The sequence below is a fragment of the Shewanella sp. SM101 genome, assembly GCF_025654465.1.
Taxonomy (GTDB): domain Bacteria; phylum Pseudomonadota; class Gammaproteobacteria; order Enterobacterales; family Shewanellaceae; genus Shewanella; species Shewanella oncorhynchi.
Map to the genome: position 1 here is coordinate 56,184 of NZ_JAKKRH010000005.1, position 22,797 is coordinate 78,980.

Annotated in this window: 13 protein-coding genes; 11 read left to right on the top strand and 2 right to left on the bottom strand. The window is 47.9% G+C overall.

Features of this window, described 5'->3' with window-relative positions; translation table 11 throughout:
• Window positions 1-107: 107 nt before the first annotated feature.
• Window positions 108-749 carry an endonuclease III gene (gene nth / locus L5M38_RS04145; protein ID WP_168825144.1) on the top strand — a complete coding sequence of 214 codons (642 nt, stop codon included), beginning with the start codon at window positions 108-110 and terminating at the stop codon, window positions 747-749.
• Between the two features lie 490 nt (window positions 750-1,239).
• A complete protein-coding gene (gloA, locus tag L5M38_RS04150) occupies window positions 1,240-1,650 on the top strand; it encodes a lactoylglutathione lyase (protein ID WP_006087315.1) in 411 nt (136 codons plus the stop codon).
• Between the two features lie 159 nt (window positions 1,651-1,809).
• Here the strand turns inward: gloA and msrQ are convergent, their stop codons facing one another.
• On the bottom strand, window positions 1,810-2,472 hold the full coding sequence (gene msrQ / locus L5M38_RS04155) for a protein-methionine-sulfoxide reductase heme-binding subunit MsrQ (protein WP_263178426.1): 663 nt from the start codon (window positions 2,470-2,472) through the stop codon (window positions 1,810-1,812).
• Between the two features lie 46 nt (window positions 2,473-2,518).
• A complete protein-coding gene (gene msrP, locus L5M38_RS04160) occupies window positions 2,519-3,553 on the bottom strand; it encodes a protein-methionine-sulfoxide reductase catalytic subunit MsrP (RefSeq protein ID WP_263178427.1) in 1,035 nt (344 codons plus the stop codon).
• Between the two features lie 264 nt (window positions 3,554-3,817).
• Between msrP and rmuC the strand changes: the two genes are divergently transcribed.
• The 9 genes from rmuC (at window position 3,818) to recD (ending at window position 22,746) form a co-directional block, all read left to right on the top strand.
• Window positions 3,818-5,392, top strand: coding sequence for a DNA recombination protein RmuC (gene rmuC, locus L5M38_RS04165; RefSeq protein ID WP_263178428.1), 1,575 nt, complete (start codon window positions 3,818-3,820; stop codon window positions 5,390-5,392).
• An 81-nt stretch (window positions 5,393-5,473) separates the two neighbouring features.
• Complete coding sequence (locus tag L5M38_RS04170; RefSeq protein ID WP_263166269.1) at window positions 5,474-7,399, top strand: transglycosylase SLT domain-containing protein; 1,926 nt, start codon at window positions 5,474-5,476, stop codon at window positions 7,397-7,399.
• A gap of 239 nt (window positions 7,400-7,638) precedes the next feature.
• Window positions 7,639-8,343 carry an EAL domain-containing protein gene (locus L5M38_RS04175; RefSeq protein ID WP_212600564.1) on the top strand — a complete coding sequence of 235 codons (705 nt, stop codon included), beginning with the start codon at window positions 7,639-7,641 and terminating at the stop codon, window positions 8,341-8,343.
• A gap of 185 nt (window positions 8,344-8,528) precedes the next feature.
• Window positions 8,529-9,440, top strand: coding sequence for an AAA family ATPase (locus L5M38_RS04180; protein ID WP_263178429.1), 912 nt, complete (start codon window positions 8,529-8,531; stop codon window positions 9,438-9,440).
• 71 nt (window positions 9,441-9,511) lie between these two features.
• Complete coding sequence (locus L5M38_RS04185) at window positions 9,512-10,618, top strand: DUF58 domain-containing protein (RefSeq protein WP_263166273.1); 1,107 nt, start codon at window positions 9,512-9,514, stop codon at window positions 10,616-10,618.
• Window positions 10,615-12,786 (top strand): DUF3488 and DUF4129 domain-containing transglutaminase family protein, encoded by a 2,172-nt coding sequence (locus L5M38_RS04190; protein ID WP_263178430.1) that lies wholly within the window; start codon window positions 10,615-10,617, stop codon window positions 12,784-12,786. The genes L5M38_RS04185 and L5M38_RS04190 overlap by 4 nt, the downstream gene beginning before the upstream one ends.
• A 155-nt stretch (window positions 12,787-12,941) precedes the next feature.
• A complete protein-coding gene (gene recC / locus L5M38_RS04195) occupies window positions 12,942-16,769 on the top strand; it encodes an exodeoxyribonuclease V subunit gamma (protein WP_263178432.1) in 3,828 nt (1,275 codons plus the stop codon).
• Window positions 16,766-20,551 carry an exodeoxyribonuclease V subunit beta gene (recB, locus tag L5M38_RS04200; RefSeq protein WP_263166279.1) on the top strand — a complete coding sequence of 1,262 codons (3,786 nt, stop codon included), beginning with the start codon at window positions 16,766-16,768 and terminating at the stop codon, window positions 20,549-20,551. Before recC ends, recB begins: the two co-directional genes overlap by 4 nt.
• On the top strand, window positions 20,548-22,746 hold the full coding sequence (recD, locus tag L5M38_RS04205) for an exodeoxyribonuclease V subunit alpha (RefSeq protein ID WP_263178433.1): 2,199 nt from the start codon (window positions 20,548-20,550) through the stop codon (window positions 22,744-22,746). The genes recB and recD overlap by 4 nt, the downstream gene beginning before the upstream one ends.
• Window positions 22,747-22,797: the final 51 nt, after the last annotated feature.

Consider the following 22,797-nt stretch of genomic DNA (forward strand, 5'->3'; position numbering starts at 1 on the left):
CATAAGAAAATCAGCGAACGTGGGTTGTAAACTCATCAATCATCATTAACAAGATAGTGATAATGAACGGTTGAGAGTTGACCCCCACCACAGCGCAGGAATCGTACATGAATCAAGAAAAACGTATCCAGATCCTCACTCGTCTTCGCGATAACAATCCCAAACCTGAAACCGAACTCAATTTTTCAAGTCCCTTCGAACTGCTAGTGGCAGTGACGTTATCGGCCCAAGCAACAGATGTGAGCGTCAACAAGGCAACAGACAAGCTCTTTCCTGTGGCAAACACAGCCCACAGCATTTATGCCCTTGGCGTAGAAGGTTTAAAGCAATACATAAAAACCATAGGCTTATATAACAACAAAGCCATCAATGTGATCAAAGCCTGTGAGATCTTGATTGAAAAGTACAATGGCGAAGTACCAGAAAACCGCGAAGCCCTAGAGTCTCTGCCCGGCGTTGGCCGCAAGACGGCTAACGTGGTACTAAACACTGCCTTTGGTTGGCCAACCATCGCCGTCGACACCCATATTTTCCGCCTCGCCAATCGCACTAAATTCGCGCCCGGCAAGAACGTAGTCGAAGTGGAAGAGAAAATGCTAAAAGTCGTGCCGGCAGAATTTAAAGTCGATGTGCACCACTGGTTTATCCTGCATGGCCGCTACACTTGCCTTGCGCGCAAACCCCGCTGTGGCAGCTGTATCATTGAAGACTTGTGTGAATTTAAAGAAAAAATATACCCTGAAGAATAAGCTTCGAATCAACTGAGTGGAGCAATTGACGTTTCAGTGTTGTTTTCACATTGATTAGACTGGATTTCAGACAAACAAAAAGCCGCAATAGCGGCTTTTTTGCTTAACTTGGAACTGGGTTAACTCAAACTTGTATTAGTCGTTAAAACATTGAAACAAAGAACGCACTGAAAAATAAAGCAATAACAACTGTGGTGCCTAAAGCCATTTTAAGTTCGGTGTTCATCATTCACTCTCCTAGTTGGTATGGCTACATTATTATCAACCCAGTGATAAAAACCCATGTTTGTCTCTGTGTTTTGTGAGCGATAGCCAATTTATCGGCAATTTTCTCTTCTAAATCCTGAAAATCCCTCTTACAGACATTCATTTCCCTATCCTAAGCTTTAATCTGGGTCAAGCGCTGTAAAAACAATGGCTGACATTTATCGAGGTCCATCTACGGATTTTTGGTATACTCCACCCCGTAATCTATTTAGAGAGAGGACCTATGTCGCAACTATTACATACTATGATCCGCGTCGGTAACTTAGAACGCAGTATTGCTTTTTATACTGAAGTGCTCGGCATGAAACTACTTCGCACCTCTGAAAATCCAGAGTACAAATATTCTTTAGCTTTCGTGGGTTACGGTGAAGAATCCACAGGCCAAGCCGTGGTTGAACTAACCTATAACTGGGGCACTGACAAATACGATTTAGGCACAGGCTTTGGCCACTTAGCAATTGGTGATGAAGATATCTACGCCCGTTGCGCTGCTATTGCCGCAGCCGGTGGCAAAGTGACTCGCGCCCCAGGTCCTGTCGCTGGTGGTACCACTGAGATTGCATTTGTTGAAGATCCAGACGGTTATAAAATTGAGTTTATTCAAATGAAATCAGCGACCCAAGGTTTAGGTTAAGTCCTGCCTACTGACCCCGAAAAAGTAGCTGAGCAAGACTATTTATTCAGCGAAAAATGCCGAATCTTCATTCGGCATTTTTGTTTTTATACTTTAGATCTCACGTTAGGCACAAAGAAACATAAATCAAGCCAGTGATTTACTGCTCGCGCCATACGTCTAAACCGACTTTATCGAAGCTTTATCTTGTGTCAGCTTACGCTCGGTTTTGTTCGCCACTTTACGGCTGAAATGACGTTTAAACCAAGGCGTGCGCCACAGCAGCAACACACTAAAACCTACGATATACAGACTCGGCTCGATGATTTCCGATTTTACCGACCAGTAAAAATGGATTGGCGCTAATATCGCGACTAAATACACCCCATTATGCAAGGCCTGCCAACGACGTCCCATCTTACGCATCAAGGCTTTAAACGAAGTTATCGCCAAAGCAGTGACGATAAGATAAGCCACAGCGCCGACTAAAATGTACGGCCGTTTTACCACTTCGCTAAACAGTAATTCCCAAGCAAACAACAGATCTAAACTAAAGAATGCCAGAATATGCAAGGTGGCATAGGCGAACACATATAACCCCACCAAGCGACGAGTCTGCATTAATAGCCCTTGCTTAGTCAGCTTGGCAATCGGTGAGATCAATAAGGTCGCCGCTAAGGCATTTAACGCGCCTATACCTGTGTAGTGAATAATGTGCTGCACGGGATCGCCGCCCGCACGGCCTAACACCACAGTGAGCATCAGGTAGGCGATGGGCACTAAACCCAGCAAATGAAATAACGCTTTTAGCCAAAACAAGTGCTTAGCGGTTAATCTCAACATAAGTCATCCCCGCTTAATGGCATATTTCCAAACAGCAAACCAAGCATCAATAGTTTTTCCTCAGATCCATACCGTCATAGAGTGAAGCCACAAACTCGCCGTAACCGTTGAACGGCTGGGTATCGATACGGGTTGCTGAGAATAGTCCGCCCTCGCCAATACGACGTTCACTGGCCTGTGACCAACGTGGATGATCCACCGCCGGATTCACGTTGGCATAGAATCCATACTCGTGTGAGGCAAGCTGATTCCAACTGGTGGGCGGCTGTTTATCCATCACGCGAATTCGCACTATCGATTTAATGCTCTTAAAGCCATATTTCCACGGCACCACTAAGCGAATGGGCGCGCCGTTCTGCGGTGGCAGGGTTTTACCGTACAAACCGACCGACATTAAGGTTAAATCGTTCATGGCTTCGGCTATCGTCAGGCCTTCAACATAGGGATAATGAATACCACCGCCCATTAATCGACTCTTCTGCCCCGGCATATGCTCGGGATCAAAAGCGGTTTCGAAGGCGACATACTTACCCTTGCTAGTTACACCCACTTTTTTCAATAATGCAGCCAGTGGGAACCCCACCCAAGGGATCACCATGGACCAAGCTTCAACGCAGCGCAGACGATAATTACGCTCCTCAAGCGGGAACATTTTAGTCAGATCATTAAAATCTAAAGTCATGGGCCGTTCGACTTCACCTTCGATACGCAGTTGCCAAGGATCGACTTTAAAACCTTGGGCATTATTGAAGGGATCTTGCTTGTCCGTACCAAACTCGTAAAAGTTATTGTGCTGCGTCACCTTCTCCAACGGGGTTAACACATCAGCATCACCGTATTGCTTATTGGTTTGAAAAGTCAGTGGCGTAGTGATAAATGAGGACTTAGGCTGATCGCCAAATAAATCGAACAATCCGGCCTGCACGTAACCTGGCACACTGGCGCCGATAGCACCAAGCCCCATGGCTTTCACAATCTGCCGGCGCGAGCGAAACACCGCTTCGGGCGTCACTTGGTTATCTTGCATGTGCCACTGCGCTTTTTTAAGAATACCTGGGGTAAAACGGGAATGTTTAGCCAATTGACACCTCTACCATCTAATGATTAACGCCACCGAGTCGCGATAAAAGCTTATCTGCCGCTCGTCTGTATCGCTCACTTCTATGCTCACTTTAATATAGACAGGTGAAAGCCAGAAAAACTTTCCACCCGTGAATAAATTCACCTTAAACGTATAAGACTTGCTCATTCAAGCATTAAGCGCAGATATAGTTGATTAAAGGGCTTGAAGCCTATTGGGCGGCATGCGAACCTAAGCGCCAAAGCTAAAGGAGTGCTATTGATCATGCCATTTTCTCAATCTTTTTCCGTCGCCGAAATCATCGGCCTTCTCGCCATTGCCTTCTTAGGCCTGTTGATCGGTGCCCTGCTCAACCAAAGACTCACCCGCCAACGTTGGCAACAACACAAAGACCAACTTGAACAAGAGATGCGTCAAGTGAATGAAGATGCTGAATTATCCTTAGCGCAACAGCAGATTTTGGTTGATGACAAAGAGGCGCAACTACGCCAATACCAGCAGCGCCTTGAGCTCAAAATTGAACAATTAGGTAAAGCCGAGGCCTTAGCCGAACGTGTACCCACCTTAGAGCAGCAATTAAATGACAGCCAGCGCCGTCAGTTAGAAATTCAATTGTCGCTGTCGAAATCCAATGCCATGCAGCAAACCATTCAAGCCAAGGCCGATGCCCAGCAAGAATCACTGCAGGATAAAATCGCCAGCCTAGAATCGGCAGAAGTGCGATTACAGACCCAATTTGAAAACCTCGCCAATCGAATCTTTGAAGAACGTAGTGAAAACTTTAAGCATCAAAATGCCAGTCAACTCGAAGGCGTGCTTGGACCATTGAAACAACAGCTTGAAGGATTCAGACAACAAATTCGTGAATCCTATACCCACGAACAGTCCGAGCGCAGCGCCCTTAAACATCAACTTGAGCACCTGCGAGATCTCAATCTGAAGATGAGCCAAGATGCAATTAACCTGACCAAAGCGCTTAAAGGTGATAACAAGCAGCAAGGTAACTGGGGTGAAGTGATCCTCGATCGCGTTCTGCAGGAAAGCGGCCTACGCGAAGGCCATGAGTACCATACCCAGCAAGATCTCAAGGATGACAATGGTAAGCGCTTTAAGCCGGATGTGATTGTGCATCTGCCAGAAAATAAAGACGTGGTCATCGATGCTAAGATGTCCTTGGTCAGTTATGAGCGTTACTTTAACAGTGAAGATCCTGCCCTGCGCCAACAGGCGATTAATGAGCATGTGATCTCGATTCGCAGCCACATTAAGGGCTTGAGTCAAAAGGATTATCAACATCTGCACGGGCTCAAGAGCCTCGATTATGTGTTGATGTTTATTCCTATTGAACCGGCGTTTTTACTGGCGTTAGAGCATGATCCTAGCCTAGTCAATTTTGCCCTTGAGCAGAATATCATGTTGGTGAGCCCGACGAATTTACTGGTGGCCCTGCGCACGATTAACAATATTTGGCGCTACGAATATCAAAACCAACATGCGCAAACCATAGCAAAACAAGCGGGTCGAATTTACGACAAGTTATGTGGTTATATTGAAGACATGGAAAAACTCGGCCGCGCCTTAGATAATGCGGAGAAAACCTATCACAGTGCAATGAACAAGCTGTCATCGGGCAAAGGCAATCTAGTGCGTCAAGCCCATTTAATGCAGCAGCTCGGGGTCGATACCAGCAAACAACTGGATAAAATGCTGCTAGAAAAAGCACTCAATGAAGCCCAAGACGATAACGACACTCAGGATGACGACGCTGAACTTAATCTATCGCATACCCGCGATCCTAAGGACACAGAACTCGAGCCTGTCGAGTGCAATGATAGATAACAAGAATTGAACACCCATTAATTACCTCAAATCGATACGGACATGTCGATTGATACCTTGATGCCCGGAGGCAAACGCTCCATGTGCAAAGCAGTTATAAATGTGGTTATATCCAGTGCAATATTGCTCGCAGGCGCATTGAATGCCCCTGCTGCACTTGCGTTAACATCAACGCAGAAAACCTTTCTTGAGGCCGAAAAAGCCCTGAAGAAGCAAGATTATGCAACCTATAAACCCCTACGGGCAAAACTAGGTAATTATCCGCTCGCGATTTATTTAGATCATGATATCGACATCGGTGCTCTTAATGCCTTACAGGGTTATGCAGCTAAAGCCTTGATTGAAAAATATGAAACCACACCCATGTACAATAGGTTACGGTCTAAATATTTAAACAATGCTGGTAGCCAAAAACGCTGGAATGATTATCTTGCGATCACCCCAGAAGCGCCTACAGACATCCGCCTGCAGTGTTATTACTATGAGGCGAAACTCGCCAAGGGCGATCTAAAAACGGCTTATGCGGCCGCACAATCACTTTGGGTATTTGGGGGGTCGCGCCCAAAGGAATGTGATCCTCTTTTCAACACATGGACCAAAGCCGGTAAACGCACTCAAGATGTCGTATGGGCGCGAATGATGCTGAGTTTCGAGGCTGGCGAAACGAGTTTACTGAGTTTTTTATCCCAAAAAATCACCACCCATAGTAACGAAGCTAAGCGTTTAGTCGCCGTCTATAAAGATCCTAATAGCCTGCGCCATACCGAAAAGTTTAAAGATAAAAATCCCATTGTCGGTGACATTGTTGCCGCAGGATTAAAACGCCTTGCCCGTAAGGATCTCGACCAAGCCATTAATTTGTATGAACGGTATCAAAAGGCTCATCGTTTTACCCCAGAACAAGCGCAGCAACTCGATAAATACCTTGTTCGCCGCATTTTAATTGAACAAGATGATAACTATAAAAACTATGTCGACAATGTGCTCACTGAGCTGAAAAATGACGACCTATTTGAGCGCCGTTTAAGATGGGCTATCCGCGATCACGACATGCGCAGTATTGCCCGTTACTTGAACCTACTCCAACCAGAAACCTTGGCAAAGGAACGTTGGCAATACTGGCTTTATCGCACCAATGCCAAAGAAGCGCCTGAAAGCGCCATAAAAGCGCTCGCGACAATCAGTAATGAACGTAATTTTTACGGTTTTGCTGCTGCGCAGTTCTTAAATAAACCGGTATCACTCAATCAAAGCCCTGAGCCTGTTGTTGATGCCAATAGCCAAAAGTTAACCGATGATATCGGTTTTGTCAGAGTACAAGAGTTAATGGCACTCGACCGTTATTTCGATGCTCGCTATGAATGGATGTCGCTACTAAAACGCAGTGACAATACGATGCGAGCACGCTATGGACGCTATGCCCATGAACAGGGCTGGTACGATTTTGGTGTTGAAGCCAGTATTCAAGGTAAGTTGTGGGATGATATTCCTCTACGCTTCCCTATGGCACACCAAGCCGGTTTTGAGCACGCCAGCAAAAAGCATAGGGTTAACATCGATGAGATCCGTGCGATTAGCCGCCGCGAAAGTGCATTCTATCTTTATGCGACCTCGGGTGTAGGTGCCCGTGGCCTAATGCAAATTATGCCCGCCACGGCCAAAGCTACCGCCAAAAAACACGGGGCCAGATATAGCGATCCAAAGGATCTCTACAGCGCAGAGCTTAACCTCAATCTTGGTAGCGCTTACTATGCCCAGCTGTTGAAAGAGTTTAACCAAAACCGCATCCTCGCCACGGCGGCCTATAACGCAGGTCCCTCTCGCGTGCGTCGCTGGTTATCAAACTCTGATGGCAAACTCGATGCCATGGGTTTTATCGAGGCCATTCCCTTTACTGAAACCCGTGAATATGTTCAAGCCGTCCTCAGCTATCGATTGATTTATGAGGCGCAAAAGCAAAAAGCACAGCCATTATTCAGCGAAGCTGAGCTTAAGTTTGCTTACTAACTCGTGACATGAAAAGGAACTCGATACTCAGCTGCATCGAGTTCCTACTTTTCAGCATACCCTAGGGTAACGCTCATGCTTTAACCACCAAAAATTCTAAATGATATTCTCTAAATTCAAATAATTAGCAAAGCGAATAATTATTCAGCAATCACGCCGTTTTATCAAAAACTTGTTTCCACTGAAGGGCGTTAAATGCGAATAATTAGTATTAAAGCATTAAGAATCCCATTACATCCATGATTAACCTTAGTTCGTTAACGCTTAGCTGCGAATACCAACCCTTTGTCAATCCTCATACTTTAGCCATCGACGGCTATGAAGCCTTAGCACGCTTTTACTTGCCTAATGGTGATGCGGTTGCACCTAATATTGTGTTCGAGCAATTGCATGAATCCACAGAAATACTCGCTGCAGTTGAATATCAAGCCAAGGCATTTCAACTCATCCATGCGCCGAGTCAGCAGCGAATTTTTATCAATGTTGATCCCCACGCCGTCGATGGACCACATACCGCCAAGCTCATTCGTTTGCTGTCCCACTATGAACGCGTCACGGTCGAGATCATCGAAAACACCTGCATTAACGATGCCCAGCTGGCCAGTCAATTATTCACTCAATTTAAACAAGCTAAGATACATGTGGCGCTGGATGATATTGGTGCGCCCCACTCCATGCTCAGTGTCGATCTGATGATGAATGTGGATTATCTTAAGTTTGACCGCCATTGGTTAACACACATAACACACCCCGAGGGAGTCCAATTATTAATTGCATTGGTCAACTTTGCCAAAAAGACCCACAAACAGTGCATTTTAGAAGGCATAGAAACTGAAGCTCACTTAGCCTTTGCGCGAGATATCGGTGTCGACTTTGTCCAAGGCTTTTTGTTTAAATCCTGGTTTATTCGCCCCACCAGCAGCCAAGCACTGTGCCTTACGTAAGATCAGGCTAAAACGGTTTACATTCGCGCCACCAGCCCACTCAAGACCAAACCTAATACTGTCGAGTAATTGATTTAGCACTAGAAATGCTACTGGATATACGGGCGATGATCCGCCATAGTGATAACGCACATCAGCTTGCAAATGCACCTTAAGCACACTTCCAAATGTATTAGGAGTCGCCCGTGGCACAATCTGGGATCAGCGAATTACTACAACAACTCGAACAAATATTGCTGGGCAAACCTAGGCAAATTCGTCTCGCTCTAGCCTGTATTCTCGCCCGTGGGCACCTGTTGATTGAAGACTTACCCGGCATTGGTAAAACCAGTATTTCCCATGGTATAGCCCAAAGCTTAGGTTTGAGCTATCAGCGGATCCAATTCACCAGTGACATGCTGCCTGCCGACATTCTCGGCGTATCGATTTTTGATAAACATCAAGCACAATTTATCTTTCATCCTGGACCGATTTTTAAGCAGATGATTTTGGCAGATGAAATTAATCGCGCCAGCCCTAAGACACAAAGTGCTTTACTCGAAGCGATGGCCGAACAACAAATTTCCGTCGATGGCATCACCCACAGATTGCCCAATCCTTTCTTTGTGATCGCGACTCAAAATCCCACCGATCAATCCGGTACATTTTCGCTACCAGAATCGCAGCTCGACAGGTTTATGATGCGTCTGTCTATTGGTTATCCAAGCCACGATGCTGAACTCGCTATGCTTAAGAGCAATCATAACCACTTAACCTTAGCTCAATTGCCCCAATGCCTGACACCGATGGCCTTAATGCAACTGCAAGAGCAGTGCGACAAAGTCAGCGCTTCCGATGCCTTACTCAATTATATTCTGGCCTTAGTGAGTTTTTCCCGTAGCCAAAGTGACAGCGTGGGGTTATCACCCCGTGCCACCAAAGCGCTATTACAAGCAGCTAAGGCATGGGCCTTTTTAGAAGGTCGACATTATTTAGTCCCTGAAGATGTACAAGCGGTATTTTGCTGCGTGGCTGAGCATAGACTCAGAACCAGTAGCCAATTACAGGGTGAAGCCTTATCCGAGCGAATTCTGGCGAGCGTTAACCCTATTATGTAGCAAGATACTGTAATGAGAAGATATCGCTAAAGTATGCATTTAACGCATTAAACCAAGGAAATGACTCAGAAGTGAAACGACTGATACTCCCGACTTTCATTCCGACGTTAGTCCCGATTTGGCAACGTTGGTTAGCAAGACGCTTGCCACCGAGTCCCGAAATAACCTTAAGCCATCGCAGCATTTTTATTCTGCCGAGTGGTTTTGGGTTAGTTTGGCTCGGTCTGGTTTTACTTTTATATCTATTCGGCACTAACTATCAAAATAACTTAGTCATTGGCCTCAGCATCTTACTCCTAAGCCTCTTTAATACCTGCATTCTCTACAGTTACAAAAATCTGGCTGGCTTACATTTACGGGCCACGACGCCGCCCGAAGTCTATGCGGGCGAAACCTTAACCTTTCCCGTCCTCATCAGCACGCACCATAGTGGCCATAACATCCAGCTTAACTATCCGCATAATCGCACTTATACGGTGCAGAACCTGGGTACAGATGAACAACAAGCGCTCGTGCCCTTCGAATATCATCAGCGGGGTCAAGTGTCACCGGGTCGGCTCAAAATTGAATCCTTCTATCCCTTAGGGCTTTGCCGCGCATGGTCGCATGTGGATTTAGCCATTAGTCACTTAGTCTTTGCCCAGCCGATTGAAGCGCCGCTGCAGCTTGAGTCTGATCATACTCAGTCTGAGCAAGATCCCCTGCTACTGGCGGGTAAACATGTGTCAGGCATCGATGAGTTTAAAGGACTTAAACCCCATGTGCTCGGCGAGTCCCTCAAACAAGTGGCGTGGAAACAGTGGGCGCAGGGTCGCGGCATGCTGACTAAAGAATTCCAGCAGCCCCAAGGTGATCCCGTCTGGTTAAGGCTCAGACCCGATGCTAAACGCCTCGAAACCCAATTGGGTCAGTTAAGCTGGCAAGTCAATAAACTCACACAACTCGAGCAGTATTTTGGCTTACATCTGCAAAACCCAATGGGAGACGATGTTCTGATCGCGCCCGCGATAGGCAATCACCATAGGATCGCCTGTCAAAAAGCCATTGCCTTATATCCACAATTAGCGCCTTCAACGGCGAAGCCCCCATATCAGTCATCAGCCGCTAATCAGCCACAAAAAACGAATCAAGCTCCCCGCAAGCAGCATCATATCCCTACTTCGAGGAAGCAAGTATGAAGTTAGCGGCCAATAGCACGACACCTCAAATCGGCGACAATATTAGCCGCCAGACACTTTTTTGGTTATTGATCACCAATATTGCGGTATTAAGCCCACTATTTGATAAAACCACGCCTTGGACTTTGGGCATTTGCGCTATCTGTTTGCTGTGGCGTGTGGGGATTTATGTCGGCAAAGTGGCAAAACCACCGCGTTTTTTGGTGACCAGTCTTGCGATCGGCGCCGCAACCACACTGGCACTCGTCTCAAAGGAAATAGGCTTACTCAATGCGCTAGTGAATCTGCTGCTGTTAGGTTATGCCTTAAAATACATTGAAATGCGTAATCAAAGGGATGTACGCGTTGTCGTCCTCGCGGGCTATTTTATTATCGCGCTGACCTTTATCGACCATCAATCCCTGCTTAATACCGCGCACTTGCTCGTGGTGACGTTGATCAATACCTGCGTGCTCGTGACTTTGTATCAAGATAAGCAATCCTTAAAACACACGGCTTGGATCGGTGGCAAATTTTTACTCCAGAGCCTTCCCCTCGCGCTGCTGTTATTTTTAGTATTACCGCGTCTTGCACCGCTCTGGTTAGTGCCCAACATGAAAGAAGCCCAAACGGGCTTGTCCGATAGTCTGGCGATTGGTGATATAGGTAAGCTTACCCGTTCGACTGAACTTGCCTTTAGGGCGAGTTTTACCAATGCAAAGCCCATTAATGCCGAGTTATATTGGCGTGCCCTCGTGATGGAGAACTATGATGGTGTCACTTGGCGCCAAGAAGCGGGGATTAAACAGTTGCAAAAAGATGCGCTGCTGTTTCCGCCCTCACGGCCCAGCCCAGCATTGATGGTCAATAATCCTGATCCCATGAGTGATCCCATGAGCAATAGTCCTGCTCCGATAAGCAGTGAAGATCAAGAGATCGCATTAAGTAAGCAAGATAAGCATAGTATTCGTTATCAAGTGATTGCTGAGCCGAGCCACCAGCCGTGGTTATTTGGTCTCGATGTGGCCTATAGCCAAGATGATAACGTGGTCAATATGCCCGACTATCGGCTGTTGGCGCTGCGCAATATCGATCAGCGAATGAGTTATCAAGTAGAGTCTTGGCCTAAGGCTAAGATGGATCTCAGGCTATCTGCGCGGCAAAGGCAGATTAACCTCGAACTACCGAGCCAAAGTAATCCACGCACTTTAACGTTAGCTGAGCAGTTTAAGACTCAGTATCCCGCGCCTAAGCCACGACTATGGGCCATGATGGGCCACTTTAATCGTGAGCCTTTTTTCTACACTCTCACGCCGCCTCCCCTTGGGCCGCAGCAAGTGGATGATTTCTTATTTGAAAACAAAGCCGGTTTTTGCGTGCACTATGCCGCAGCCTTCATTTTTATGGCGCGGGCCACAGGCTTACCCGCGCGTATGGTCACAGGCTATCAGGGCGGTGAATTTAATCCGCAAGCGGGTTACTACAGTGTGTATCAATATATGGCCCACGCATGGGCAGAAGTCTGGCTTGAAGATGAAGGTTGGGTGCGTTTCGACCCCACCGCTATGGTGGCGCCCAATCGTATCGAGCAAGGATTCGACGCCCAGTTTGATCCAGAGCAGAGTTACCTGCAGGAAAGCCCTTTTAGTAGCTTACGATTTAAATCCATGCCTTGGCTCAATGAGTTAAGACAACGTTTTGCCAGCATAGATTATTACTGGAGCGTGTGGGTACTGGGTTTTAACCAAGAGAAACAGAATCAAGTGCTCAGTGGCATTTTAGGCGATGTGACTCACACTAAAATCGCGGTATTTATGGGGCTCTGTATCAGCCTTATCGTGCTCTATATCGCCTACAGTGCGGGCTTATTACATTTTAGAGTTCAAGGCGATCCTATTAGCACTCGTTATCAACAGATCTGTAATCGTCTTGCACACCACGGCATTAAGCGCAAAGACAGTGATGGACCAAATCAATTTGCGCAGCAGATTATTGAGCAATACCAACACAGTACACCAAAGCTTTGCACGCTGTTCCAAACCTTGACACAAAGTTATGTGGCGCTGAAGTACCAAGATTTACCGGCTAAAGACTATCATGCGCATTTAACCGCATTTAAAGCGGCGGCGAAGCAACTCAACTGGTTATTGCTCAGAGCCAAAGTGAAAGATAAGTTCAATCTAGCCTAGCATTCGTCAACTGAGCTGTAACTGACGATACATCATCGGAGCAAGCACCAATAAACACCTAAAATTGCGGGTTAATTCCACAGAAGCTGCAATAGTGTTGAATCTTATAAATCAAACACATAGAATTGTTTTATTGTCACCATGCCGAGTTGCACATGCTAAAGTTAATCCAGTCCAATCAGATGGAAGTGCTCTGCGCCCATTTAGCCGCTTACCTGACCCAACCCCTTGCTTTTGCACGTCTACTGAGTAACGAGCATATTCTGGTACAGAGTCCCGGCATGTCGACTTGGCTACGCCTCGAAATCGCCAAACAGAATGGAATTGCTGCCGCACTGGAATTCCCGCTGCCATCGAGCTTTACCTGGCAGTTGTGCCATGACTTATTGCCCAATGTGCCTAAGGATAACGCCTTCACTAAGGCGGCAATGACGTGGAAGCTGATGCAACTCTTACCGCGCATGCTACAAAATGACGCCTTTGGGCCGTTGAGACACTATCTAAGTCATCAGCAATCCAGCACAAATGCCGCCGACGCGAGTGAACAGCACAACACCCGTGATATGACGGCTGACGATATTAAGCTATACCAACTCTGTGGCCGCATTGCCGATATCTTCGACCAATACTTAGTGTATCGCCCCGATTGGATTTTAGCGTGGGAGCAAAACGAGCAGCCCGACTCACTCACAAAGCCGCTGAATGAAGACCAACGCTGGCAACCCATTTTATGGCGCGCACTGATTGCCTTTAATCGTGATGAGCTTAATCAAAGCCATTACCACAGGGCCAACCTGCACAGTGACTTAATTGCAGCGCTGAATCATCCCGACACGTCACTCGCCAAATTGCCACAACGCTTATTTGTGTTTGGCATTTCCTCAATGGCGCCGCAAACCCTTGAAGTGCTTTACCATCTAGCAAGTCGTATCGATGTGATCGTACTAGGCTTAAGCCCGTGTCAGCACTATTGGGGCGACATTGTTGATCCCCGTAATCGGGCTCGCATGGCGGTGCAATATGCGGGTAAACGCCAATTAGCCGAGCTGTGGGAAGATAAACTCGAAGTAGGCAATCCGCTGCTTGCCAATAACGGCAAGATGGGCCGTGAATTACTCGATATGCTGCTTGAGCTCCCCGCCGAACACTGCGACTTTGGCGACGATGTGTATTGTGAACCCTGTGACGATCCCAACTCGCCACACAGTCATGCCAGCATGCTCCACGGCGTGCAATACGATATTTTAGAGATGCAAACCTTAGACAGAGTACTAGGGCCTGATGCCGAGCTGTACCAAAATGTCGAGAACAGACGCCTGCTTAAGCGCGACGATGAATCCATTCGAGTCAAGAGTTGTCACAGCCCACTGCGGGAAGTCGAAACACTGCACGATCACTTGCTTGAGTTACTCAGCAATAATGTCGACCTGACACCCAAAGACATAGTGGTCATGATGCCCGATGTCGCCGCCTACGCACCCTATATCGATGCCGTCTTCTCGGCGAAGCAAGGCCTGCATTACATTCCCTACGCCATTGCCGATCGCGGCGCAGCGCAGGAATCACCGCTCATCAATAGCTTTTTAAATTTACTTGGAATTAATCAGAGTCGTTTTGGTCTGACCGACATTTTGAGCATACTCGAAGTGCCCGCCATTTTGCGCCGTTTCCAGCTCGATGACGATGAATTGCAACTGATCCGCCGCTGGTTAGATGAAGCGGGCGTGCGCTGGGGCCGCGATGAACAAAGCCGCCTTAAACAAGGTGTGCCAGCGTTTGAGCAAAACTCGTGGGCCTTTGGTATTAAAAGGCTGATTTTAGGTTACGCCTTGAGTGACGATGCGCCGCTCTACCAAGACCATCTTGTCGTCACTGGCATCGAAGGCCAATCGGCGCAGGCGTTAGGTAAGCTACTCAATTTTATTGAAGTACTCGATGAAACGGCGCAAATACTCGCCCTGCCGCAAGTGGGCGCCCTGCGTTTAGCGGAATTAACTGAGCTACTAGATGCCTTCTACGACACCGATGAAGACGAACGCGAACAATTACAGGAAATCCGCGATGCCATTGCCGCCCTAGAGCAAGAGTTACTATCGGCGGGCAGGCCATTAGATACCTCACCGTTAGCTTTTTCTTTAGATATAAGCCCGTTAGCGCCGCTAGCCCAAGAGAACATAAGCGGACTTAGCCTCAGTATCGAAGTGCTGCAGCAGTGGTTTAATCAACGCTTAACCGAATCTCGGGTCGGCCAGCGTTATCTTGCGGGAAGCGTGAACTTTTGCACCTTGATGCCGATGCGCTCGATTCCTTTTAAGGTTGTGTGTTTACTCGGCATGAACGATGGGGTTTATCCTAGGGTTCAACATCCCGTCGGCTTTGATTTAATGGCGCATTTCGGTGCCCGTAAAGGCGATCGCTCCCGCCGCCTCGATGACAGATATTTGTTTTTAGAAGCCTTATTGTCGGCGCGGGAACAACTGTATATCAGCTATATTGGCCGCAGCGAACGGGATAACTCTGAGCGTATCGCCTCTATGCTCGTCTCTGAACTGATTGAATATTGTCAGCTGTGCTATCTGCCTGAAACGCTATTGTCTCAATCGCAAAAAACTTCAAGCCCCATAGACCCAGAGGATGCCGAAAAAGCCCTCTATAACGCGATTGTCAGCCACCAGCCACTGCAACCCTTCGATCCTAAGTTGTATCAAGCCTCAGTAAAAAATGATGGCGAAGATAGCTCAAACATAGATGGATCAAGCAGAACCCAAAATAACTCGGGCATAGGCCAAAGTTACAGCCTGCAATGGTGTCCGCCCAATACGGACACTGCGGGCACACATGCGGGCCGCTTTATCGGCGCGCAAACTCGCATCATGCTCGAAGCGGAGGAACAAGACTCAGTGCCAGATACAGAGGCACAGCCCGCTTCTGTGCACGAACAACAGCAAAGCAAGCAAGTGGATGTGTCTGCCCTGATCCGTTTCTTTCGAAATCCGGCGCAGTACTTCTTCAACCGAACGCTTAAAGTCGATCTCAGCCTTAATATTCAGGCCGATGATAATGACGAGCCCTTTAGCTTGAATGCCCTAGAGCGCTATATGTTACAGGCCAAGTTACTCGACGATGCCATAGGCCAAGGCCTAACTGAGCCCGATATTGAACTGATTAAACGCCTCAAAGCCAGTGGCACTTTGCCCATGCAGCCCTTCGATGATTTGCTACTGCGCCAATATCAGCATGATATTAAACCTTTGATTGGCAGAACCTTGTTCCTCAAGGGAGAACAAGCCAGCAGTCACGCCGATATTAAACTCGTGTTTGACTTGCCCATCACGGCGGGTAACTCCCAGCAAGTGTTACTGCAAGGCCGTATTGATGACATAAGTCCTAAGGGATTAGTCAATTACCGCCCTGGTAGCGCCCACGGCCGCGATGTGCTGAGGTTGTACCTTCGCCACCTGTGTTTAATGGCAATGGGCCACACACATGCAAGCTATCTACTCGACATGGGGCACTTCCACGCCTTGGCTCCAATCACTGCTGAGCGCGCCCATGTGTTACTGGCCGATTTGTTGGTGTTGTTTTACCAAGGCCAACAACACCCACTATGTTTTATGCCGCGCACGTCACTGGCCTACGTCAGCTGCGAGGGTGAGCACGATGAGCGTTTGCAGCAAGCGTTACCCGAATGGTTAGATGAGCAGAGTCAATTGGGTGAAGCTGCTTTTGGAGAAGGAAATGAGCCCCATTACCAGCGATTATTCAGCTTCCCGCGGGATTTCTCTGAGGATAGCTTTGGCGCATTAGCCGAGCGTATCTATCGCCCTATGGTGAGTTTATATCTCAAAGACACGCTGGCTCAGCTTGAGGAATTTGCGCTAAACGATGGCATGAGCCAAGGCCCTGCTAATGAACACGCGACTGACACACAAGCTCTCGCACCACATTTGAACCGCAATAGCGCACAGGGAGAGCAAGCATGAGTGAACAAATGCCGTTGAACACGCAAGCCTTACAGTCTGCACCACAAGCGCTTGATCCTCTCACTCTGCCCTTTGGCGGTAGTCGTCTTATTGAGGCCAGCGCTGGCACAGGTAAAACCTACACGATTTCAGGTCTTTACTTACGCTTATTGCTTGGTGATGGCATTCCTGCGCCGCTCACCTGCGAACAAATTCTCGTAGTCACCTTCACCAATGCGGCCACCGAAGAGTTAAGAGATCGTATTCGCCGGCGTATTCAAGTCGCCTTTAAGTGCTTCTTAGGGCTAACGATTGCCGATCCCTTTGTACAGGCGTTGTATGACAACACCCCAGAGAGTGAACGCGCCATTGCCTTGAGACGGTTCGATCTCGCCCTTAAATCCCTCGATGAAGCGGCGATTTTTACCATTCACGGTTTCTGTCAGCGAATTTTATCGGATCTCGCCTTTGAGTCTTCCTTACTGTTCGAATCGGACTTTACCTTGGACGACAGCGAATTTTTGCACCATGCCGTGCGGGATTTTTGGCGTGAGGCCTGTTATCCGCTGCCCGATTACTTAGCGCAAATCATTGCCAAAGAATTTGGCGAGCCCGATGGTTTAGTCAAACAGTTGCGACCGCTCCTTGGCGCCAGTCAAGCAAAGCCTCTGAAACCCGCGCTTAAGTTTGATGCCTTAGCCCTGTCACTACGCCAAAGTTTAGAGCGCTTTAAATTAGCTTGGCCAAGGGGACGCGATGGCTTATTGGCATTGCTACACAGTTTGCCACTCAACGGCACCCGCTTTGGCAAAGCAACGGATAAGTACCCCAAGCTCGCCGCCATGTTCGATGCATTAGATAACTGGCTCGCCTTCGGTCATGGGTTGCCGCCGCTGAAAGAGTTAGAAGCCTTATCGCTGTCTGAGTTAAAACTCAACAAGGGCGGCGTCATCCCAAGTGTGAGCGAAGCACCGCTGATGGATCATATGGAGCAACTCGCCACATTGATTGCCGCCATTAAACCAGCATTTTTATATAGCGCGAAACTCGGCATAAGCGAGCGATTTGCCCAGCAAAAACAACAAAAAAATGTGCTGACCCCAGATGACTTACTCACGACATTAGCGAGCGCGTTAAACGCCAATAATGAAACCTTGCCCAAAGCCGTGGCAACACGTTTTCCCGTCGCACTTATTGATGAATTCCAAGATACCGATCCGCTGCAATTTGCGATCTTCTCTGGCATCTACCAAGACCGTTACTCGTTTGAACAAAGCAAAAACGATACAGAAAATAAGCTTAGCCTGTTGATGATTGGCGATCCTAAGCAAGCCATTTATGCCTTTCGCGGTGCCGATATCCATACCTATATTGAGGCCCGTCATCATACGCAGGCCCACTATCATCTGGATACCAACTACCGCTCAAGCGCAAACATGGTCGCTGGGGTTAATCATCTGTTTAGCCAGCATCACGATCCGTTTATCAGTCAATCGATCCCCTTTGATAGCGTGAAAACGCCCAGCAGTGCTAAAGGGAAAATCCTCACTGAAAAAACCGCCAATCCTACCGCCTTAAGATTAAGACTCTTAAGCGAAAGCGCAGAAAACGGCCTCAACAAAACCACGGCAAGACACTTGCTCGCAGAAGACGCGGCGGCACAAATTACCCATTTACTGACAGATGCGGCCAATGGCGAATGCCACAGCCCTAAAGGGCCGTTGATCGCTAAAGACATCGCTATCCTAGTGCGGGATCGCAACGAAGCGGCAGTGATGAAAACCGCATTAAGTAAACGCCACATAGGCGCGGTGTTTTTAAGTCGCGACAGTGTGCTCGATACCCTTGAAGCGCGGGAAATGGCGTTAATTTTGCGATCTCTGGCGAACCCTAAAGATGAACGGGCACTGCGCAGCGCCCTAGCCACGGCATTATTAGGTTATAGCGCCGAGCAAATCCATGCCTTTAACCAAGATGAAGAGCACAGACAGCTATTATTAGAGCAGTTTTTTAACTTGCACCAAGTGTGGCAGAAACGCGGCATCATGCCCGCGCTACTCAGCCTTGCCAATAGCACTAAACTAATTGACCGTTTACTGCACACCGCCAGTGCAGAGGTAGATGCTCAAGAGCAAGATGCCACGAATGGCGAGCGCCGTTTAACGGATTTTCGCCACCTTGCCGAACTATTACAGCAAAAGGCCACCGAACTTGATGGTATGAGTGCCCTACTCAATTGGTATGAACAGCAACTGATTGATAACACGGGAACCGATGAACAGCAGCTGCGCCTCGAGAGCGAGCAGAATCTGGTGCAGATCGTTACTATCCATAAGAGTAAGGGCCTTGAGTATCCCGTGTGTTTTGTGCCCTTTGTCAGCCTAGCCCGTGATAATCGCCGCCGCCCGACGCCTATGCTGTACCACAGAACTAACGATGCAGGTGAGCAAGAGCTAGTATGGGATATCGAAGGCACGGATGAGGGTTGGGATCGCGCCAAACAAGAAACCTTGGCCGAAGACTTGCGCCTTTTGTATGTGGCGCTCACTCGCCCTGTGTATTTGTGTTACTTGTATATCGCCAATCACAGTCGTCAGCTTAAAAATGGCCTTAAAAGTCAGCTGCATGAAACCGCTATCGGCTATCTGCTCGGCATAGGCGACTCAGAATGTGACTTTGCCCGTATCTGCAATGCTGCGCAGCAGCTCGCTCAAGATGTGGAAGCCATAAGTCTTGATAAGGTGCCCGATGACATAGACGAGCGCCCATTGCCCTCAAGCCAAGACATAGCACAAATACTGAGCGCGAAAACCTTAACCCGCCAATACAGCACGCCGTGGCGAGTCGGCAGTTATTCAGGTCTCGTTAAAAATACCAGCCATGGTAAAGCCGCTCCGGGTGCCGACGATGAAATATTAGGTACGCTTGAATATACGGCTGCGCAAACACTCTCTATTCCTGATGAGGCAAGTCATGATCTGCAGGATGACATGCTCAATCGCTTTAACTTTGAGCGCGGCGCCAATGCCGGTAGCTTTATGCATTTAGTGTTAGAAGAGATTGATTTTACGCAGGCAGAAATCGACTTACCGCTGCAATTGCCTAAAGCCATGCTGCAATATGGTATCGCGCCCGAGTGGCAAACAGTATTACATACTTGGTATTTGGATGTGCTGCATACACCGCTCTGCGCGATACCGCACGCCTTAGAGTCGCAAGTCACGGGGCATGTAAGCGCCGTCAAACCTGCTCATCCAGATCTGTGCTTAGCCAAGTTATCGCCGCAGAATACCTTAGTCGAAATGGAGTTTTATTTACCCTTAAGCGAACTTAAAGATACTGAGCTCAATGCGCTACTGCAGCAGTTTGGCTATGAGTCGACACTTAAGTTTGATGATCTCAAGGGCATGCTCAAAGGCTTTATCGATTTAACCTTTGAATACCAAGGTCAATATTATATCGCCGACTATAAGTCGAATCATTTAGGCGACAACATCAATGCCTATCATCAGAGCGCGCTGCAAAGCGCAATAACCGATCACAGGTACGATTTGCAGTACATTCTCTATTCATTGGCGCTACACAGGTATTTGAGTTTACGCCTGCCAAGTTATGACTACGACAGCCACATAGGCGGTTGTTATTACTTGTTCTTACGGGGAATGTCGGCTCAATATCCCGGCTATGGTATTTATTACGACAAACCGCCGAAGGCACTTATTCTCGCGCTAGATTCACTTTTTAATGACAATTTATTTCACAGCAGATTGGCTCGTGCAATAGATACAGGAGTCACGGCATGATGCGCTCAACCCAAGGGCTAAATGCACATTCACTCACAGCAGCGAAATGGATAGATCATGGCGCAATTCAGCTTACAGCGCCGCTGCCAGAGCTGTTAAAACAGTGGGAGCAAGAACGACTGCTCACACCGCTCGATCGGCATTTCGCACTCGAAATGAGTCTCTTACATCCAAGCGACAGCCAACATCCCTTGTTTATTTTGCTGTGTGCGCTATTAAGCCAGCAATTATCTTCACAGCACAGCTGTCTAGTGCTCGCCCATATTGTGCCACTTAATCCCATGGCCGAACAAAATAGCCATTGTAAAATCACCTTAAGCCTCGAAGCACTCACTGAGACCTTACAAACCTTTGATGCCGTCGGCCAAGCGGGCAGTAACAAACCGCTTATTTTTGATAATGGCAGACTCTATTTACAACGTTATCATCAATTTGAAACCTCAGTGGCCGCTGCTTTAATTCGCTTGTCCGGAAGCGTATCTAAGCACTTATCTGAAGAAGCAAGCCACCAAGAGCAAACTCAAACTGCTAAGTTGAGGTCACTGCTAGATCAACTGTTCCCTGCCAATGTGCTCGCGCCCCATGCACTCACTACCAATGTACTAACTAACAGTGAAGACACAGCACCCATTGATTGGCAAAAGGTCGCCACGGCCACAGCGCTGGGTAAAAAACTGTCGGTGATCACTGGCGGCCCAGGGACGGGCAAAACCACTACTGTGACTAAGCTTTTGTTATTGCTACAAATGGAATCACAGCAGGAAATCCGTTTAGTCGCGCCAACGGGAAAAGCTGCGGCTCGCTTAAGCGAATCAATCAAAGCCTCAAAAGCGCGTCTGGCGAAGGAACTCAGCGCCCATGCTAATGTTATTGATGAAGCTCGCAATAGAAATAGCCAAGACTTTTTAACGGCTCTGAGACGTATTCCAGAGGAAGCTTCAACCTTACACAGACTGCTTGGGGTGATCCCCAATTCGCCGCACTTTCGCCACCATCAAGGTAATCCGCTTAGGCTCGACTTATTGATTGTCGACGAAGCCTCTATGGTCGATTTGCCCATGATGTATAAATTGCTGAGCGCATTGCCTGAGCACGCCAGTTTGATTTTACTCGGCGATCAAGACCAACTCGCTTCGGTTGAGGCTGGCGCTGTGCTCGCCGATATTTGTGCGGGCCTTAAAATACCAGTAGATCCCAATAACCTTGCTCAGAACAACATAGCGTCAAACAGCCCTGCTCTGTGGCAAATGCGCTATTCCAAGGAACAAGCCGAGCGTCTGAGTGCTTTAACGGGTTTTGAGTTAACGCCCTATATCAGCAATGCCCCTAAACTTGGCGATAGCTTATGTATGCTAATGCACAGCCACAGATTTAAAGGCGATGCAGGGATTGGACTGCTCGCCAGTGCCGTCAATCGTGCTGATCTTCAAGGTATTTTGCAGGTATGGCAACAGGGACCTGCAGAATTGAGCTGGTTAGAACACAGTATGATCGTAAGCCAAACCCAAGCCAAAGTAAGCGAGCCTGCTAATAATGTGGGACTCAATTTACTGCTGGAGCAAGCCTGCCAACAATATGGCACTTATCTCAGTGCCTTGAATAGCGATACGAGTAATAGTGATTTAAGCAAGCGTCCAAGCACAACTGACATCATTGAACGCTTTAACCAGTACCGTATTCTATGTGCTATGCGCTCGGGCGATTATGGGGTTGAAGGCATTAATCAGTATGTGACTCAAGCACTGACCAATGCCAAGCTGATTAAACCGCTACAGGAGTTTTATCTGGGTCGGCCCATTATCATCCAAAGCAATGACTATAACTTAGGCCTGTTTAACGGTGATATCGGATTGATTTTGCAGGATGAAGATAAACCCGAACGTTTAATGGCGCACTTTATCAAGGCCGATGGCAGCCTGTTAAAAGTCTTGCCAGCCCGTTTGCCCAGCCATGAAACCTGTTATGCCATGACAGTACACAAAAGCCAAGGCAGCGAATTTAGCCGTGTGGCCTTAGTATTGCCGCCGAGCCCCAGCCTAGCCCAATGGCAACTGCTGACCAAAGAATTGGTCTACACCGCCATCACCCGCGCTAAAGTCCACTTTACCTGCTTAGGCACCCAGCACGTATTCGAGCGGGCCAGTAGCCAAGCAACCCAACGCGCATCGGGTCTTGCCGACCGCCTTTGGGGGTGAATGAAGCTTTGTGGTCAATGGGGAACACTTTAGGAACTACATTTTAAGATA

Excerpts from the sequence above, each read along its gene's own strand:
- nth (WP_168825144.1), top strand. The coding sequence starts at position 108 with ATGAATCAAGAAAAACGTATCCAGATCCTCACTCGTCTTCGCGATAAC.
- gloA (WP_006087315.1), top strand. The coding sequence starts at position 1,240 with ATGTCGCAACTATTACATACTATGATCCGCGTCGGTAACTTAGAACGC.
- msrQ (WP_263178426.1), bottom strand. The coding sequence starts at position 2,472 with ATGTTGAGATTAACCGCTAAGCACTTGTTTTGGCTAAAAGCGTTATTT.
- rmuC (WP_263178428.1), top strand. The coding sequence starts at position 3,818 with ATGCCATTTTCTCAATCTTTTTCCGTCGCCGAAATCATCGGCCTTCTC.
- L5M38_RS04170 (WP_263166269.1), top strand. The coding sequence starts at position 5,474 with ATGTGCAAAGCAGTTATAAATGTGGTTATATCCAGTGCAATATTGCTC.
- L5M38_RS04175 (WP_212600564.1), top strand. The coding sequence starts at position 7,639 with ATGATTAACCTTAGTTCGTTAACGCTTAGCTGCGAATACCAACCCTTT.
- L5M38_RS04190 (WP_263178430.1), top strand. The coding sequence starts at position 10,615 with ATGAAGTTAGCGGCCAATAGCACGACACCTCAAATCGGCGACAATATT.
- recC (WP_263178432.1), top strand. The coding sequence starts at position 12,942 with ATGCTAAAGTTAATCCAGTCCAATCAGATGGAAGTGCTCTGCGCCCAT.
- recB (WP_263166279.1), top strand. The coding sequence starts at position 16,766 with ATGAGTGAACAAATGCCGTTGAACACGCAAGCCTTACAGTCTGCACCA.
- recD (WP_263178433.1), top strand. The coding sequence starts at position 20,548 with ATGATGCGCTCAACCCAAGGGCTAAATGCACATTCACTCACAGCAGCG.